The sequence below is a fragment of the Myxococcus sp. MH1 genome (assembly GCF_059738865.1).
The window spans coordinates 1,046,477-1,062,576 of record NZ_AP026947.1 but is presented as its reverse complement, the minus strand read 5'-3'; the positions used below and the strand labels follow the sequence as shown (position 1 = coordinate 1,062,576).

The window sequence follows — 16,100 nt, the reverse complement described above, 5'->3', positions numbered from 1 at the left end:
TGTCGTGGGGACACGGGCCTTCGCATGCAAGAGCACCGGGTCAGCTCATGGCTGGAGCTCCAGGAGGCGCTGTTCGCGGACTCCTGGAACGAGGCGCTGGGCCGCCACCGCGCCAGCTACGTGTTCCGCGGCATGCCCCACGCCGAGCACGACCTGTCCACCGCGCTCAACCGCCGGGGCCTGTTCGTCCGCAAGGAGAAGGACCTGCTGCGCGCCTTCCGCAAGTACGCGCGCGGCACGCCCCGTGAGCCCCTGGACTCCGTCTGGGATTGGCTCGCCCTGGCGCAGCACCACGGCCTGCCCACGCGCATGCTGGACTGGACGTTCAGCCCCTACGTCGCGCTGCACTTCCTCACCGAGGACACGGACCTGGCGCACGAGGACGGCGTGGTGTGGTGCGTGGACTACCGGGAGACGAACCGGCTGCTGCCCCGCCCGCTCAAGACGCTGCTCAAGCGCGAGGGCGCGGACGTGTTCTCCGGGGAGATGCTGGCGGAGGTGGCGCCGTCCATCTCTGATTTGGACCGGCTGGCGCGCCACCCGTTCGTGCTCTTCTTCGAGCCGCCGTCGTTGGACGCGCGCATCGTCAACCAGTTCGCGCTCTTCTCGGTGATGAACGGGCCGGACGCGCGCCTGGACAGCTTCCTGGAGCGGCGCAAGCAGGGCGTGCGCCGGCTCATCATCCCCGCGGACCTCAAGTGGGAGGTGCGCGACAAGCTGGACCAGGCGAACCTCACCGAGCGGGTGCTCTTCCCCGGCCTGGACGGGCTGAGCCGCTGGCTGCGTCGCTACTACAGCCCGCGGCCCAGGTAGGCCGCCGCCTCAGGCGTGCGCGTGCACGTGGGGGCCGGGGTGGTGGTGCTCATCGTCCTGGTCGTTCATCGTCACGTCACCGACGATGCCGCGCGCCCGCTGGTTTTCAGTCACCTCGCGGATGTCCTTCTCCCACTTGTTGCCGGCCGCGCCGAAGAGGATGACGGCGAAGATGATGAGGCCGAAGAGGAGCGTTCCAATGAGCGCCGCGCCGAGAATGGTCATCGCTGGACCTCGAGGTTGGGGGCCGCCACCCGAAGAGCGCCGGCCAGGTTGAACGCACCCCTGAAGGGTGTGTCCTCCTTCTTCCCGCCGCGACCCGTGCCGCGCGCCCGCCCGGCCCGCCCCTCGAGTCAGCGGGCGGGCGGCCAGGGGGTTGCCGGGGTGTCCCTTCACTCCTCGGTGACGAACTGCCGCGGCAGGCTCAGCCAGAAGGCCGTCCCCTCCTGGGCGGAGGACGACACGCCCAAGAGGCCCCCGTGGGCCCGGACGATTTCGTGGGTGATGTAGAGCCCCAGGCCCAGGCCGTTGCGCTGCGCGCTGCGCTTGTCCTGCGCGCGGCCGAAGGGGTCGAAGATGGAGCCCAGGCGCTCGGCGGGGATGGGCAGGCCCCAGTTGTGGACCTCCACCCGCACGCCGCCCTCCGCGTCCGCCACCGTCACGCGCACCACGGTGTCCTCCGGGGAGTACTGCACGGCGTTGCCCACCAGGTTCGACGCCGCCTGCGCGATGCGGTCCCCGTCCCAGTCCCCCCAGCCGTTGCCCGTGAGCGACAGCTCGAACTGGCGGCGCGGGTGCGCCACCTCCAGCTCCTCCACCACCTGGCGCAGCACCTCGTGCAGGTTCATCCGCGCCCGCTCCAGCACGTACCCCGCGCCCAGCCGCGTGCGCGTGAAGTCGAGCAAGTCATTGATCATCCGCGCCATGCGGTCCGCGGAGATGGAGATGCGGTTGATGGCCTTGCGCTGCGGCTCGCTCAAGCCCCCGTGACGCAGCAGCAGTGACGCGTTGCCGGCGATGGCCTGCAGGGGGTTTCGCAAGTCATGGCCGAGGATGCCCAGGAACTGCTCGCGGAACGTGGCCGTGCGCCGCGCGGCCTCCTCGCGCTTGAGCCCCTCCTCCACCCGCTTGCGCTCGATGGCGTACCTGAGCGCGCGCACCAGCAGCGGCCCCGACACCTGGCCCTTCACCAGGTAGTCCTGCGCGCCCTCGTGCACCGCGCGCACCGCCAGGCGCTCGTCGTCCGTGCCGGTGAGCACCACCAGCGGCACCGACGGCGCGGCCTGGAGCAGCGGTGGGATGTTGCCCAGCCCGTGCCCGTCCGGCAGCGACAGGTCCAGGAGCACCGCGTCCACCGGCGGCCCCTCGCTCACCACGCGCACCGCGTCCGCCAGGCGCTCGACGTGGAGCACCTCGAAGCGCGTGGCGGTGACCTCGCGCAGTTCCTCCTGGAGCAGGAGCGCGTCGCCCGGGTTGTCCTCCACCAGCAACAGCCGCAGCGGGCGCTCCTCGGTGCCGATGTCACTCATGACGACACCTCGGAAGACGCGGGCACCGACGGCGCCAGCGGCAGGGTGAACCAGAACGTGCTGCCCTCGCCCACCTTGGACTCCACGCCGATGCGACCTCCCAGACGCTCCACGATTTTCTTGCAGATGGCCAGCCCGATGCCCGTCCCGGCGAACGACTCCTTGCCGTGCAGGCGCTGGAAGATGACGAAGATGCGCTCGAAGTCCTGCGCGTCGATGCCGATGCCCCAGTCCCTCACCGTGAAGCGCGCCTCCGCGCCCTTCACCTCGGCGGCCACCTCCACCCTGGGCGGCGCGGCCCCGTGGAACTTGAGCGCGTTGCCGATGAGGTTCTGGAACAGCTGCACCAGCTGCGTCTCGTCCGCGAGCACCATCGGCAGCGGGCCTGTCTCGAGCTGGGCGCCCGACTCCTGCAGCGCCACCTGGAGGTTGGCCCGCGCCCGCTCCACCGCGCGCCCCGCGTCCACCGCGCGCGGCTCGCGGCCCTGCGTGCCCACGCGCGAGTACGTCAGCAGGTCCTGGATGAGCCGCTGCATGCGCGTGACGCCGTCCACCGCGTAGTGGATGAAGGTGTCCGCCTCCGCGTCCAGCTTGCCCTGGTAGCGCCGCGCGAGCAGCTGCGTGTAGCCGGCCACCATGCGCAGCGGCTCCTGCAGGTCGTGCGAGGCCACGTAGGCGAACTGCTGGAGCTCCTCGTTGGAGCGGGCCAGCTCCTTGGCGCGCAGCCGCAGCGAGTCCTCCGCGCGCCTGCGCTCCAGCCCCTGCGCGAGCGCGTCCGCCACCGCCGCCAGCGCCGCCACCTTGTCCTCGCCCAGCACCGTCCTGCTGTAGAGCCCCATCACGCCCACCAGCTGCCCGCGCACCAGCAAGGGGATGCCCGCGAACGAGCGCAGCCCCGTCTCGCGAATCCACGTCGGGTCCAGAACCCGGGCGTCGTGCTCCATCTTGTCCACCCAGACCTGCTCGCGCGTGCGGGCCACCTCCGCCACCAGGCTGCCGCCGTGCACCGCCACGCGCGCCCACTTCTCGCGCGGCGGCGCGGACACGCCCGCGTTGCCCACCAGCTCCAACATGGCGGAGCTGCGCGAGTACAGCCACAGCCGGGCCACCTGCGCGTCCAGGTGGCGCACCAGCGCCTCCGCGCAGCCCTGGAGGATGTCGGCGACGGAGCCCTCCTTCGCCAGGGCGCCGCTCATCTCCGCGCGCAGCGCCTCCAGCCTGCGGGCCACCTGCTCGCGGTCCAACCGGCGCAGGCCCTCCTCCACGCGGCGCTGGGCCGTCATGTCCGTGTTGGTGCCAATCCACTCGCGCAGCTTGCCGTCCGAGTGCAGCACCGGCACCGCGCGCGCCAGCGTGGGCGAGTACGTCCCGTCCGGACGGCGCAGCCGGTATTCCACCTCGTACGGCTTCACGTCCGTCACCGCCGCCGTCCAGGCGCGGCTGGCCGCGTCCCGGTCCTCGGGGTGGACGGCGTCCAGCCAGCCCGTGCCCTTCCATTCGTCATACGACTGGCCGGTGTACTCGCGCCAGGAGGGGCTGTCCTCCTCGATGAAGCCATCCGGCCGCGTCACCCACACGGCCTGCGCGGTGGCGGTGACGAGCGAGCGGAAGCGCTCCTCGGCCCGGCGCGCGTCGCGGAACAGGCGCGCGTTGTCCAGCGCCACCGCGGCCTGGGACGCCACGCCCTCCACCAGCCGCGCGTGCTCCTCGCCAAAGCGCCCCGGCTCCGCGTGCCCGAAGAACAGCCCGCCGAGAATCTCCCCGGAGCGGCTCTTCACGGACACCGCCAGGTAGCTCCTCACCGGCAGGTGCCCCTGGGGCATGCCGTGGTACGGGGCGCTCCTGCCGTAGTCGGGCTGGCGCGTCACGTCGTCGTACAGCCGCGAGCCCTCGCCCCGGAAGGTGGGGCCGAAGATGGCGGTGTTGCGCGGCATGGGCAGGTGGGCGAAGGACTCCCGGGGCGCGCCCGACAGCGTGTAGAGCAGGTAGGACTCGCCGCGCTCGTCCACGCGGTTCTCGAAGAAGGCGCCGAAGCCCGCGCCGGTGAGGGCCACCGTCTCGTCGGTGATGCGCTGGACGAGCACGCCCGGGTCCAGCTCCGACGACAGCGTCTCGCCGATGCGCAGCAGCGTCTGGGCGGTGCGCCGCTCCTCCTGGCTGCGGCGCAGCGAGGCCTGGGCCTCGCGGTACAGGCGCGCGGTGTCCACCGACAGCGCGGCGCGCGAGGCGAGCTGCTCGCCCAAGGCCAGGTCCGCCCGTCCGAAGCGCCGGCTGGACTCGGCCGTCACCAGCGTGAGCGCGCCCAGGGTGCGGCCGCGCGCCTTCAGGGGGATGAGCATGGCCGAGCGCAGGCCCAGCGCCGTGAGGAAGCGCAGGTGCTCCCGGTCCCGCGCCGCCAGGGCCAGCACGTCGTCGGACACGGACTCCAGCAACACGGGCCTGCCCGTGCGGATGACGGCCAGCACGCCGTTCGGGTCGTCCTCGCGGGGCGGGTAGCGCACCCGCACCTCCTCGGCCAGCCGCACCCGGCTGGGGTCCACGTGCGCCACCGCCACCTGGCGCGTGCCGCCGTCCTCCTCCATCAGCTCCACCGCGCACCAGTCCGCCAGCTGAGGCACCGCCAGCTTCGCCAGCAGCGCCAGCGTGTCGTCCAGGTCGAGCGCGGACGAGGACAGGAGCGCCCCCGCCTCCGCCAGGAAGCGCATGGACTCCGAGGCGCGCTTGGGCTCCTCGATGTCCGTGGTGGTGCCGAACCACTGGAGGATGTCGCCCTTGGCGCCGCGCAGGGGGCTGGCGCGGCCGAGCATCCACCGCCAGGCGCCATCATGGCGCCGGCAGCGGAACTCCACCTCGTAGGGCTCCCCCGTCGCGAGCGAGTGGGCCCAGCGCCTGCCGGCCTCCTGCGCGTCCTCCGGGTGGAAGATGCGCCACCAGCCGTCGCCCAGCGCCTGCTCGGGCGTCAGGCCGGTGTACTCGTACCAGCGGCGGTTGAAGTAGACGTGGTGCCCGTCGGGGCGGGTCATCCAGACGAGCTGGGGGAGGCTCTCCAGGACCTGGAGGGACAGCGCGCCCGGGGACAGGTCCACGGTGGGGACCGGCGCCTCCGGGGGGGAGTGGGGAGGGGACATGGAGCGCACGTGACCTTAACAGTCCGCACAGGGACCGCCCTTTCGGCACCCCTGGGTTTTCCACCATCCGACAATCGTCCCCAGGGACAAGGCCCCGGCGGCTCCCTCCCCGGGAGGGACGGCCGCGACCCGCTGGGAATCCCTCGCTCCATACCTGATACCAGACACGCGACCTGTCATTTCATTGCGCCCCAATGCCTGACATCTCCAGCACGGCACGCGCCTCCAGCGAGTCTGGGTTCAACCGGCCGGAGGGCCATGAACTCGAGTGACAGACGCGGGATTGCCGGGAGGCAGTCCGGACAGGTCGCCGTGGAGACCGCCATTGTCGTGCCGATGAGGGTCTTCAGGGTGCTGGGCATCATCCAACTGGAGACGCTCGCCGGCAGGACGCTGGAGGTGAGCGAGTACTCCTACTGCGGCGGCATCACCGCCGGGTGGTCCGCCTCCGTGCCCAGCCTCGGGCTGGTGCGGATGAGCGGAGAGAGTCCCTTCCAGCTCGTGGACTCCGGCGTGGGCGGAGACCCGTGGAAGAAGCGTGCGGTCCCCGCGCCCGCCGCCCGGAAGTGAGCGTCAGCGAGAGGACGGCCCCAGCACCAACCCCTGAACTGAAGATACGTCACCACCCGCGCGCGGGCGGACAGCAGCGTCGCGCGACCCAGAGCCCCCTCACGGTGCCCAATGACAACAGCACCTGCGCGCCCGAGGCCACGGCCACCGCGAACCCCATCATCGCCCGACGTCCGCCGAGCAGCAGGGACTCCTGGACGAGCCACGCCGCGCAGGCCCCGAAGAACCCCAGGGCCACGACATGGAACAGGACGGTGGACACGGGCAGCGTGAAGGCTTTCATGACCAGCCCGGAGCGCATCACACCTGACAGGCTTTGGGGAAGCCCCCCAGGCCCCTCAGCGCTTGCGCCGGGACACGGCAGTGCCAGGGACGGACTCGACGAGCTGCCGGTACTCGCGGGGACTCAGGCCCGTCACCTGCTTGAACTGGCGTGACAGGGCGCTCTGGTCGCAGAAGCCCACGGACAGCGCGATGGCGGCGATGGGCTCGCGCACGTCCTCCACCAGTCGCTCCGCCGCGGCGTCGATGCGCGTCTTCATGATGAACTGCCCCGCGGAGAGCTGGAAGATGCGCCGCATCCGCCGCTCGAACTGCGCCGCGGACATGCCCGCGCGCCGCGCCAGCGAGTCGATGCGCAGCCGCTCCCCGTAGTTCGCCTGGATGAAGTCGATGGTCGCCGCGAAGCGCTCGTCCACCAGCCCCGCGCGCCCCGGCTCGTGGATGTCCTTGGACAGACACGCCAGCCCCATCACGTCGCCCGTGGCGTCGAACAGCGGCACCTTGCTCGTCAGACACCAGCCCGGCTCGCGGTTGTTGAACAGCGTCAGGTCCAGGTTGTCCACCAGCGGGCGCCCCGTGCGGAACACCTTCTCGTCCTGACGCACGTACCGGTCCGCCATGTGCTGGGGGAACAGCTCGTGCGCCGTGCGCCCCACCGCCGCCGCCTTGCTCTTCAGCCCGCAGCGCTCCGCGCACGCCTCGCTGATGCACACGTACCGGCCCTGGATGTCCTTCACCGAGAAGACGATGTCCGGCACCCGGTCGAACAGCGCCTCCGCGAACAGCGGGTTCGTCACCCGCCCCATGAACTCCACCCGCCAGTGCTCCAACGCCTCTCGCCCTTTGGTCGTTTCCATTCATCCCCGCGTGGGAAAGACACAAGAACAGCGCACCGGCCCAGGAATACCTTGAACACAGCGTGAAACCCACGTCGGCGTCGTCCAGTCCTGTCGACACCGTGCGGCAAAGCCCCCACCCCGAGGAGCACGAGCATGCGCAGTCCAATCACGGATTGGTGTCGCTGTCACATCGTCCTCGCCCTCTGTATCGGAGTCTTCGCCCCTGGAGCGGACGCCCGCCCCGGGGCTCCCCCGCCGACCGGGTCCGCCCAGCGCCTTCACGGGCTGGAGCATGCCCATCAGCGCATCCTGCCCGAAGAGCGCTCGCCCGACGTCGCGCCGGAGCAACTCCGTCAGGAGCTCGCCCCACCGCCTCCCGCCCGGGCGTTGCTGGCCGCCTGTGACACGGCGGCCTTCGGCTCGGCCAGCGGCGCGGCGCTCGTCACCCTGGTGAAGGGCTCCACGGAGGCGTGCGTCAACACGCTGTTCGGTGTCACCGGCACGCTGGCGCGGCAGGTGTTCATCGAGAGCAAGATGGTCACCATCGCCAACGCGCTCACCACCAGCGCACAGGGCTACGTGGGGGACAACAGCGGGCAGACGCTCCAGCTCATCCTGTTCCTCCGGGCCGGGTACTACGTGCAGTTCTACAGCCCGGACGTGGTGGGGGCGTACGGCACGGCGCTCGGCAACGCCATCCGTCCGGCGCTGGCGGCCTTCGTCGCCAACAGCCACTTCCGGGACGTCAACGACGCGCACGGCGCGGTGCTGCGGGAGTTCGTCACGCTCATCGACAGCGCGGGGGAGAGCGCGCGGCACCTGGCGACGTTCAAGGGGCTCCTGGACCGCTTCAACACCACCGCCGAGACGTTCTGGTACATGCGCGCCGCCACCAACAACGTCTTCGTCGGCCTGTTCCGGGGACACTACGACGCGGCCTTCATCGCGGCCGTGCAGCAGGACAGCGCCATCATCGACGCGCTGGAGTCCTTCGGCCTGCGCACCGAGCACCTGCTGGGCACGGACAACCAGTACCTCACGGTCAACGCCGCGCGCGAGCTGGCGCGCTTCCTCCAGTACCCGGGCGCGCTCCAGGACAAGTCGCGTCCCAAGGTGCGGGCGCTCATCGCGAACCACCAGATGACGGGGCCCACGGCGGGCGTCTGGGTGGGCGCCGCGGAGATGGCGGACTACTACGACGGCGCGAACTGCGCGTACTACGGCATCTGTGACTTCCGTCGCACGCTGGAGCAGGCGGTGTTGCGCGTGACGTACAACTGCGGCGCGACGTTGCGCATGCGCGCGCAGGACATGACGTCCGCGCAGTTCAGCCAGAGCTGCTCCCGGCTCGCGGCGCAGGAGACGTACTTCCACGACACGCTGAAGACGGGGCGCGTGCCGGTGGCGGGGGACAACAACACCGCGCTGGAGATGGTCATCTTCGACAGCAGCCTGGACTACCAGACGTACGCGGGGGCGCTTTTCGGCATCGACACGAACAACGGTGGAATGTACCTGGAGGGAGACCCTTCCGCGTCGGGCAACCAGGCGCGGTTCATCGCCTACGAGGCGGAGTGGGTGCGGCCCACGTTCCAGATATGGAACCTGGAGCACGAGTACGTGCACTACCTGGATGGCCGCTTCGACATGAAGGGCGACTTCGGCGCCAGCGTGAGCCAGCCCACCATCTGGTGGATTGAAGGCCTGGCCGAGTACATCTCGAAGAAGAGCGACAACGCGAGCGCGGTGGCGGTGGGGGCCGGCAAGGCGTTCCAGCTCAGCCAGATTCTGCGCAACGACTACAACAGCGGCACGGAGCGCGTGTACACATGGGGCTACCTCGCGGTGCGCTTCATGTTCGAGCGGCACGCGGACCAGGTGGGCACGTTCCTGGGACAGTTCCGGGCGGGGAGCTACGCCGCGTATCGCCAGTCACTCGACGCGCTGGGCACGGCGAACGACCCGGAGTTCCACGAGTGGTTGACGTGCGTGGCCACCGCGAGCGACCCGAGCACCTGTGTGAATCCAGGTCCGGGGCCAGGGACGGGGACACCGTGCACGGGCTCCGACTCCAGGATGCTGGGCAATGGCTGCTACCGCGGGCCGCTGTCCGCGACGAGCGGGTTGCAGTACTTCTACCTGTGGGTGCCCAATGGCGCGCGCAACCTGCGCTTCCAGATGAGCGGCGGCACGGGCAACGCGGACCTGTACGTGCGCGCCTCGACGTGGCCCAGCCTCACGACATACGACCACCGGCCCTACCTGTCAGGCAATGACGAGACAGTGGACATCCCGTCACCGCCGACCGGCAGCTACATCTACCTGATGCTCAACGCCCGGACGCCGTACTCGGGCGTGAAGCTGGAGGCCCGCTTCGACACGGGGCCGTAAGACGCGGCGCGACTCCCGGGTGGACGTGGCGCCACCTGGGAGTCGAGTCACTCCCGCTTCAGCACGCCATCCACCGTGCGCCACAGGCCGAGCGGGTTCGACTCGCGCAGTTCGAGCGGCAACAGCGCATCCGGCACGTCCTGGTAGCACACGGGCCGCACGAAGCGGCGGATGGCCCCGGTGCCCACCGCGGTGAAGCGCCCATCCGAGCTGGCCGGGAAGGGACCGCCGTGCACCATCGCCGGACAGACCTCCACGCCCGTGGGCACCCCGTTCACCAGCACGCGCCCCACGCGGTCCGTCAGCACGGGGAACAGCTCCGCCGCCACCGCCGTGTCCCCCGCGTCCATCAACACCGTCGCCGTGAGCTGTCCCTCCAGTCCGGACGCCACGCGCACCAGCTCCGCCGCGTCCTTCGCCGGCGTCAGCACCGCGCAGCTACCGAACACCTCCTCGGTCAGCGCGTGCTCCGCGAGCACCACCGTGGCCGGCGCCTCGAACAGCGCCGCGGCCCCGAGCGCCGCCCGAGACTCACCCCGCACACAGGTCCGGGTGTCCGTGCGCGCCGCGAGCCGGCCGACGCCCTCACGGAAGCGCTCGGCGATGTTCGGCGTCAGCATGGGCGCGGGCGACGCCGCCCCGAGCTTCTCCGCCAGCCGCGCGCGGAAGGCCTCGTACCCCGGACCCTCCACCGCCACGACCAGGCCGGGCGAGGTGCAGAACTGTCCCGCCCCCTGGAGAATCGACGCGGCCAGCGAGTCCGCCATCGCCTCGGGTCGCGCGGACAGGGCCTCCGTCAACACGAAGATGGGATTGATGGAGCCCATCTCCGCGAAGACGGGAATGGGCAGGGGACGGGAGGCAGCCAGCGCCATCAACGCCTGTCCTCCCTGCCGCGAGCCCGTGAAGCCCACCGAGCGGATGGCCGGGTGACGCACGAGCGCCGCGCCCACCTCCGTGCCCGCGTCGAACAGGAGCGAGAACACACCTTCGTGCAGGCCACACGCGGACACGGCGGCGCGGATGGCCAGGGCCGCGCGCTCCGAGGTCGCCGGGTGCGCGGGGTGGGCCTTGGCCACGACGGGACAGCCCGCGGCCAGCGCGGACGCGGTGTCACCTCCGGCCACGGAGAACGCGAGCGGGAAGTTGCTCGCGCCGAACACCGCCACCGGTCCCACCGGGCGCAGCATCGAGCGCAGGTCCGCGCGCGGCAGGGGCTTCCTGTCGGGCAGCGCGTGGTCGATGCGCGCGTCCACCCAGCTGCCCTCCTCCAGCAGTCGCGCGAACTGGCGGAACTGTCCCGCCGCGCGGCCCAGCTCCCCCTGGATGCGCGCGGGAGGCAGGCCCGTCTCCTTCGGCGTCACCGCGAGGAAGTCCGCCTCCGCCGCGAGGAGCGCCTCGGCGATGTGCTCCAGGAACACCGCGCGCTGCCGCGAGGACAGGGCCGCGAGCGACGGCGCCGCCTCCGCCGCGAGCGAGCACGCCCGCTCCACCTCATGCGGCCGCGCGGCGTGGAAGCGCACCTCCAGCGCCACGCCCTCCGCCGGGTTCCATCCGGTGAACGTCGCGCCACCGGGCTCGCCGCGCCCGGCGCCAATCAACGACAATCCCATCCAGCTCATGCCACTACCTCACGTCGGGGAGGGACACGGCCGTGCCCCTCGAAGCTTCGACCTCGGCTACGTCACACCACGAATCGGCCCTACAGCGCGGGGCGGTTCGCCAACGCCTCGCGCAGCACGCGCAGGCACTCCTCACGCTCGGCGCCCACCAGCTCCATCCGGGGCCCGCGCACCCGCTCGTGGCCCCAGCCCATCTCCTGCTGCACCAGCTTGATGAGCTGGACGAACTTGGGGACGGTGTCCAGGCGCAACAGCGGCAGGAACCACCGGTACAGCGCGAACGCAGCGTCCTTCTTGCCGGCCAGGGACAGCTCAAGCAGGCGCACCGACTCGGCGGGGAAGGCATTCACCAGCCCGGCCACCCAGAAGCGCGCGCCCGCCTCCACGCCCTCGACGAGGCAGTCATCCACGCCCACGCCCAGGGTCAGCCGGTCGCCCAGCAGGGCGCGGATGCCGGTGACGCGGCGGGCATCGGTGGAGGACTCCTTCACGGCGACCGCATTGTCGTGCTCGGCGGCCAGCTCCGCCAGCTGCGCGGGCGTGAAGTCCGTCTTGTAGGCCACGGGGTTGTTGTAGAGCAGGCACGGCAGCTTCGTGGCGCGGAGGACCGTGGACATGTGCGCCTTCATCTCGCGCCAGTCGCTCGAATAGACATACGGCGGCAGCACCATGAGGCCGGCGCACCCGGCCTCCTCGGCGGCGCGGGCCAGCCGCACGGCCTCCGCGGTGGACAGCGCGGCGATGCCGGGGATGACGGGCGCCTTCACCGCGGACACGCACGTGCGCATCAGCGCGACCTTCTCCTCGGAGGTCAGCGTCGCGCCCTCACCCAGCGAGCCACAGGGGATGATGCCCGTGCAGCCCTGCGAGATGAGCCACTGCACGTGCGAGCGCACCGCGCCGTGGTCGACGGACAGGTCCGCGTTGAAGGGGGTGGTGATGGCGGGGAGGACACCGGACCAGAGGCTCATGACTTGCTCGTGTGGGAAGGGGAAACGTCGGGAGGAGGAAGGCGCAGGCTGCCGATGCGCGCGGGGAGACAGGGCGGGCGCACGTCCTCGCCCGACCAACCAAAGAGCGTCTGCGCCGCGGGGCCGCAGGTGCGCCCCTGACACGCGCCCATGCCCAGCCGGGCGTACAGGCGCGCCTCGCGCAGATTCGTGCAGCCCTCCAGCGCGGACAGGGGCACGTCTTCACAGCGGCACAGCAGGGTGTCGGGCCGGGCCAGTCGGCGCAGCTCCTCGCGGGGTGCGTCGTGCCGCGCGAGGTGGACGGAGAAGTCGCGCACGCCTCGCCAGGCACGGGTGAGAGACTCGGGGACGGGACGGTCCGCGGCGACGAGGCCCGCGAGCTCGCCGGTGACGAGCGCCTGGTCCACACCGCCGATGCCGAGCAGCTCGCCCACGGCGTGCACGCGAGGGACGCGGGTCTCCAGTCGGTCGTCCACGAGGACCGCGCCGTGGGAGACCTCGCAGCCCAGCAGCCGGGGCAGCTCCAGGTTGGGCACAAGGCCATAGGACGCGCCCAGGTAGTCGCAGCGCAGGTGCTCCTCGTGGCCTCGCACGGACAGGCGCACGGACTCCAGGCGGTCCGTGCCCTCGGCGGCGAGCACCCACGCGTCCGTGGACGTGGGGACGCTGATGAGCTTCGCGGTCATCACCGCGCCCTGGAGCAGCTTCGAGGGATGGCGCCAGAGCTGGAGCGCGAAGCGCCAGTGGTCCGCGGCGGGAGCCTGCTCGGCGATGGAGAGGACCTCTCCGCCGTGGGACTGAATCGTCGCGGCGGCGGCGAGGAGCAGCGGCCCCGTGCCCGCGAGCACCACGCGCTTGCCGCGAATCGGCAGGCCGTCCTTCACGAGCACCTGGAGACCGCTGACACCGAGCACACCGGGGAGCGTCCAGCCGGGGAACGGGAGGAAGCGCTCACGTGCACCCGTGGCCAGGATGGCGCGGCCATGGTGCACGGTGAACGAGGAGGCACCCTCCTCCACCAGGAGCACACCGGGCTCGGGCGAGGCGATGACCCGCGCACCAGGACGGAAGCGGGCCCCAGAGGCGGCGAAGCGCGTGAGCCACTTGCGCGCGAGCGGGTTCTTCCCCGTCCGTGCCTCACCGCGCCAGATCTGCCCACCGGGCTCGGGCTGCGCATCGAGGACCAGGACCTTCAATCCCGCCTCAGCCGCATGACAGGCGGCGGCGAGCCCACCGGGTCCCGCGCCGACGATGACGACGTCACACGTCTCACGCATCGGGGCCCTCCTGTTCGGACACACAGCGGGCCGTGACGCACAGGAGACGGCGAGCCTCGCACCCACTCGGCAACGAGGAGGAGACACGCGCAACTCCGGGCATGAATCCCTCACCCATCGGTCACCACCTCCAGGTCGTCACGACACGGCGTCAGGCACGTGAGGACCTCGGACACGCCGTCGACGGTGGCCCGACACTCGAAGCACACGCCCATGCCGCACAGCGGGCCCCTAGGACGTCCACCCAGGTCCGCGCGGCTGACGAACCGCTCCGTCATCGCGAGCGCCGCGGCCACGGAGGTGCCCGAGGGAACGGTGACGGCTTGCCCGTTGATACGCAGCGTGACGGAGGCAGGTGCCTTGCGCGACGGCTCACCCATGGGGCACCTCGCGACGACGCGGCCTCCAGGAGCCTTGCGACTCCTGCTCATGCATCAGCCCACCGGCGGCGTAGAGCGACGAAGCGCCCATCCATGGGCGGCGCACGTCCGTCGAGGCGCCCTGCGGCACCCACTCACGCATGCGCCACCTCGCGAGTCGCCCCACCCAGGAAGCGAGAGGGCGAGTACGCCGACACATCGATGGCGCTCTTACGCCCGAGCATCTGGTCCGCGACCAGCCGCGCGCTCCCCGTGGCGGTGGTGATGCCCAATCCCTCATGCCCACAAGCCAGCCACAGCCACGGCTTCTCCGGATGCGCTCCCAAGAGCGGCAGTCCATCCGGGCTCGCCGGACGCAGTCCCGTCCACACGCGCAGCGCCTGCAAGCCATCGAGTCCCGGGAGGAACATCGCCGCGCGCTTCAGCATGCGCTCCAGGATGACGGCTTCCACCTCACGGCTCGCCTCCCCGGGCTGCCGCGACGACCCGAGCAGCAACTGCCCGGTGACCCGGGGCTGCGCATTGAACGCGACCGACGCCCCATCCGTGCCATGCGCGCTCTTCAGGTACCCCAGCTCCACGAGCTGGTGATGCACCACGGGAGCACCGCGCCGCGTGATGAGCAGGTGTCCCTTGCGCGGGGAGATGGGCAGCTCCGGACAGAGCGAGGGACTCGCCACGCCCGCCGCGAGCACCACCCGCCCGGCCTTCAGTACCTCCCCGTTCGTCAGGAAGACGCCCTCGGGCCGCAGCTCCCGGACCGGACATCCCGTCCTCACCTTCGCCCCACGCGCCTGCGCCCTCTGCGCGAAGGTCCGCGCGGCCACCGGCGGATACAACACGGCGTCATCCGGCACCCGCAGCGCACCGACGAGCCCGGGGGCCAACGCAGGCTCCGCCTCGTACAACGCGGCCGCATCCAACACCTCGGCCCGAACACCCGCGGCGCGATAATTGGCGACCTTCGCGGAGACAGCCGCCATCTCCTCGTCATCCGCCGCCAGCCACAAGGTGCCGCACGCGTCGTACTCCACGGTGCGCGGCAGTCCCTGCGCGAGCTGCCGCCAGAGCGACACGGAGTACGCGGTCAACGCGAGCTCCGCCGCGTTGTCATCCATCGCGACCAGGTGTCCCATCCCGCACGCGGTGGTCGCGGTGCCGATGGAGCGCGCCTCGACTAGCGCCACGGACATCCCCTCGGTGGACAGTGCCTCCGCGAGCGCCGCGCCGACGATGCCACCGCCGACGATGACGCAGTCGAAGGCGCTCATCCGATGCCCCACGCGAACGGGTCCTTCGGGTCCACCAGCAGCGTGGCCTCCGCGTTGACAGAAGCCGTGCCCGTAATCGTGGGCAGGACACGCTCGCCATCACGCACGTAGCGCGCCTGGAAGCGGCTGCCGATGATGCTCTCCTGCACCCACGTGTCGCCCTCGGCGAGCGCGCCCTCCGCGGCCAGACACGCCACCTTCGCGCTCGTCCCCGTGCCACACGGAGAACGGTCATACGCGAGCCCCGGGCACAGCACGAAGTTGCGCGCATTCACACCCGGCGTCGGCGACGGCGCATACAGCTCCACGTGGTCGACCTCCGCGCCCCCCTCCCCCGTGATGCCCTGGTCCGCGAGCGCCTGCTTGATGGCGGACGTGTACGCGAGCAGCGACGGCACCCGCGCCAGCTCCAGCGGAGGGTTCGTCGCGCGCGAGAGGAAGAACCAGTTGCCACCCCACGCGATGTCGCCGTGCACCACGCCATGCCCGGGCACGTCCACCTTCACGTCGTGCGCCCAGCGGTAGCTGGGCACGTTGGCGATGCTGACGCTCCCGTCCGGGTGCAGGGTGGCCTTCACCACGCCCACGGGCGTCTCCAGCGCGTGCACGCCGGGGCCGATGCGGCCCAGGTGCTCCAGCGTCTTCACCACGCCGATGGTCCCATGGCCACACATGCCCAGGTAGCCGACGTTGTTGAAGAAGATGATGCCCGCGACGCTCGAGGGGCTGACGGGCGGACACAGGAGCGCGCCCACCATGACGTCCGAGCCCCGGGGCTCGCAGACGATGGCCTTGCGGAAGTCGTCGAAGCGCTCCCGGAACCGCTCGCGCAAGCTCGCCAGGTCGCCCGTGCCCAGCTCCGGGCCGCCCTCCGTCACCACCCGCGTGGGCTCACCCCCTGTATGACTGTCGATGACTCGAATGCGCCGCATGCGGACCACTCCCTCCACCCGGGCCTCCCGCATGCAACCCTAGGAGTCCTGGAGCGCGGTTTCTTGCGCGATTCGACCACACCCACGTGGCAAAC

The 16,100-nt window shown here is 71.2% G+C and carries 15 protein-coding genes; 3 read left to right on the top strand and 12 right to left on the bottom strand.

Annotated elements, in window-relative coordinates; all coding sequences use genetic code 11:
* Positions 1–24 precede the first annotated feature (24 nt).
* Positions 25–813 (top strand): FRG domain-containing protein, encoded by a 789-nt coding sequence (locus AC6JA9_RS04455; protein WP_267698164.1) that lies wholly within the window; start codon positions 25–27, stop codon positions 811–813.
* Between the two features lie 9 nt (positions 814–822).
* Here AC6JA9_RS04455 and AC6JA9_RS04450 read toward each other — a convergent pair whose 3' ends face one another.
* From AC6JA9_RS04450 to AC6JA9_RS04440, 3 genes are all read right to left on the bottom strand, one after another.
* A complete protein-coding gene (locus tag AC6JA9_RS04450) occupies positions 823–1,038 on the bottom strand; it encodes a hypothetical protein (RefSeq protein WP_223749336.1) in 216 nt (71 codons plus the stop codon).
* A gap of 167 nt (positions 1,039–1,205) precedes the next feature.
* Entirely contained in the window at positions 1,206–2,342 is a 1,137-nt protein-coding gene (locus AC6JA9_RS04445) for an ATP-binding response regulator (protein ID WP_223749335.1), read from the bottom strand.
* Positions 2,339–5,470, bottom strand: coding sequence for a GAF domain-containing protein (locus tag AC6JA9_RS04440; RefSeq protein WP_497959137.1), 3,132 nt, complete (start codon positions 5,468–5,470; stop codon positions 2,339–2,341). The genes AC6JA9_RS04445 and AC6JA9_RS04440 overlap by 4 nt, the downstream gene beginning before the upstream one ends.
* Positions 5,471–5,782: 312 nt before the next feature.
* Here AC6JA9_RS04440 and AC6JA9_RS04435 point away from each other — a divergent pair, with 312 nt between their 5' ends.
* Entirely contained in the window at positions 5,783–6,040 is a 258-nt protein-coding gene (locus AC6JA9_RS04435; protein ID WP_497959136.1) for a hypothetical protein, read from the top strand.
* 49 nt (positions 6,041–6,089) lie between these two features.
* On the opposite strand, the gene AC6JA9_RS04430 is transcribed toward AC6JA9_RS04435, so the two are convergent.
* Entirely contained in the window at positions 6,090–6,323 is a 234-nt protein-coding gene (locus AC6JA9_RS04430; RefSeq protein WP_497959135.1) for a hypothetical protein, read from the bottom strand.
* A 55-nt stretch (positions 6,324–6,378) separates the two neighbouring features.
* Positions 6,379–7,179 carry an AraC family transcriptional regulator gene (locus AC6JA9_RS04425; RefSeq protein WP_223782439.1) on the bottom strand — a complete coding sequence of 267 codons (801 nt, stop codon included), beginning with the start codon at positions 7,177–7,179 and terminating at the stop codon, positions 6,379–6,381.
* Positions 7,180–7,314: 135 nt separating this feature from the next.
* Between AC6JA9_RS04425 and AC6JA9_RS04420 the strand changes: the two genes are divergently transcribed.
* The gene (locus tag AC6JA9_RS04420) at positions 7,315–9,552 is read left to right on the top strand and encodes a M9 family metallopeptidase (RefSeq protein WP_497959134.1); all 2,238 of its coding nucleotides are present in this window, start codon (positions 7,315–7,317) and stop codon (positions 9,550–9,552) included.
* Between the two features lie 47 nt (positions 9,553–9,599).
* Here the strand turns inward: AC6JA9_RS04420 and AC6JA9_RS04415 are convergent, their stop codons facing one another.
* The 7 genes from AC6JA9_RS04415 to AC6JA9_RS04385 all read right to left on the bottom strand — a co-directional run bounded on the left by AC6JA9_RS04415 (position 9,600) and on the right by AC6JA9_RS04385 (position 16,005).
* The gene (locus AC6JA9_RS04415) at positions 9,600–11,174 is read right to left on the bottom strand and encodes an aldehyde dehydrogenase (NADP(+)) (protein WP_497959133.1); all 1,575 of its coding nucleotides are present in this window, start codon (positions 11,172–11,174) and stop codon (positions 9,600–9,602) included.
* Positions 11,175–11,254: 80 nt separating this feature from the next.
* On the bottom strand, positions 11,255–12,145 hold the full coding sequence (locus AC6JA9_RS04410) for a dihydrodipicolinate synthase family protein (RefSeq protein WP_408888186.1): 891 nt from the start codon (positions 12,143–12,145) through the stop codon (positions 11,255–11,257).
* Entirely contained in the window at positions 12,142–13,422 is a 1,281-nt protein-coding gene (locus AC6JA9_RS04405; protein ID WP_223782435.1) for an NAD(P)/FAD-dependent oxidoreductase, read from the bottom strand. The genes AC6JA9_RS04410 and AC6JA9_RS04405 overlap by 4 nt, the downstream gene beginning before the upstream one ends.
* A 110-nt stretch (positions 13,423–13,532) precedes the next feature.
* On the bottom strand, positions 13,533–13,802 hold the full coding sequence (locus tag AC6JA9_RS04400) for a (2Fe-2S)-binding protein (protein ID WP_223749326.1): 270 nt from the start codon (positions 13,800–13,802) through the stop codon (positions 13,533–13,535).
* Positions 13,795–13,944 carry a hypothetical protein gene (locus AC6JA9_RS04395; protein ID WP_223749325.1) on the bottom strand — a complete coding sequence of 50 codons (150 nt, stop codon included), beginning with the start codon at positions 13,942–13,944 and terminating at the stop codon, positions 13,795–13,797. Before AC6JA9_RS04395 ends, AC6JA9_RS04400 begins: the two co-directional genes overlap by 8 nt.
* Entirely contained in the window at positions 13,937–15,073 is a 1,137-nt protein-coding gene (locus AC6JA9_RS04390; protein ID WP_497959132.1) for an NAD(P)/FAD-dependent oxidoreductase, read from the bottom strand. Before AC6JA9_RS04390 ends, AC6JA9_RS04395 begins: the two co-directional genes overlap by 8 nt.
* A complete protein-coding gene (locus AC6JA9_RS04385; protein WP_497959131.1) occupies positions 15,070–16,005 on the bottom strand; it encodes a 4-hydroxyproline epimerase in 936 nt (311 codons plus the stop codon). Before AC6JA9_RS04385 ends, AC6JA9_RS04390 begins: the two co-directional genes overlap by 4 nt.
* Between the last annotated feature and the right edge of the window lie 95 nt (positions 16,006–16,100).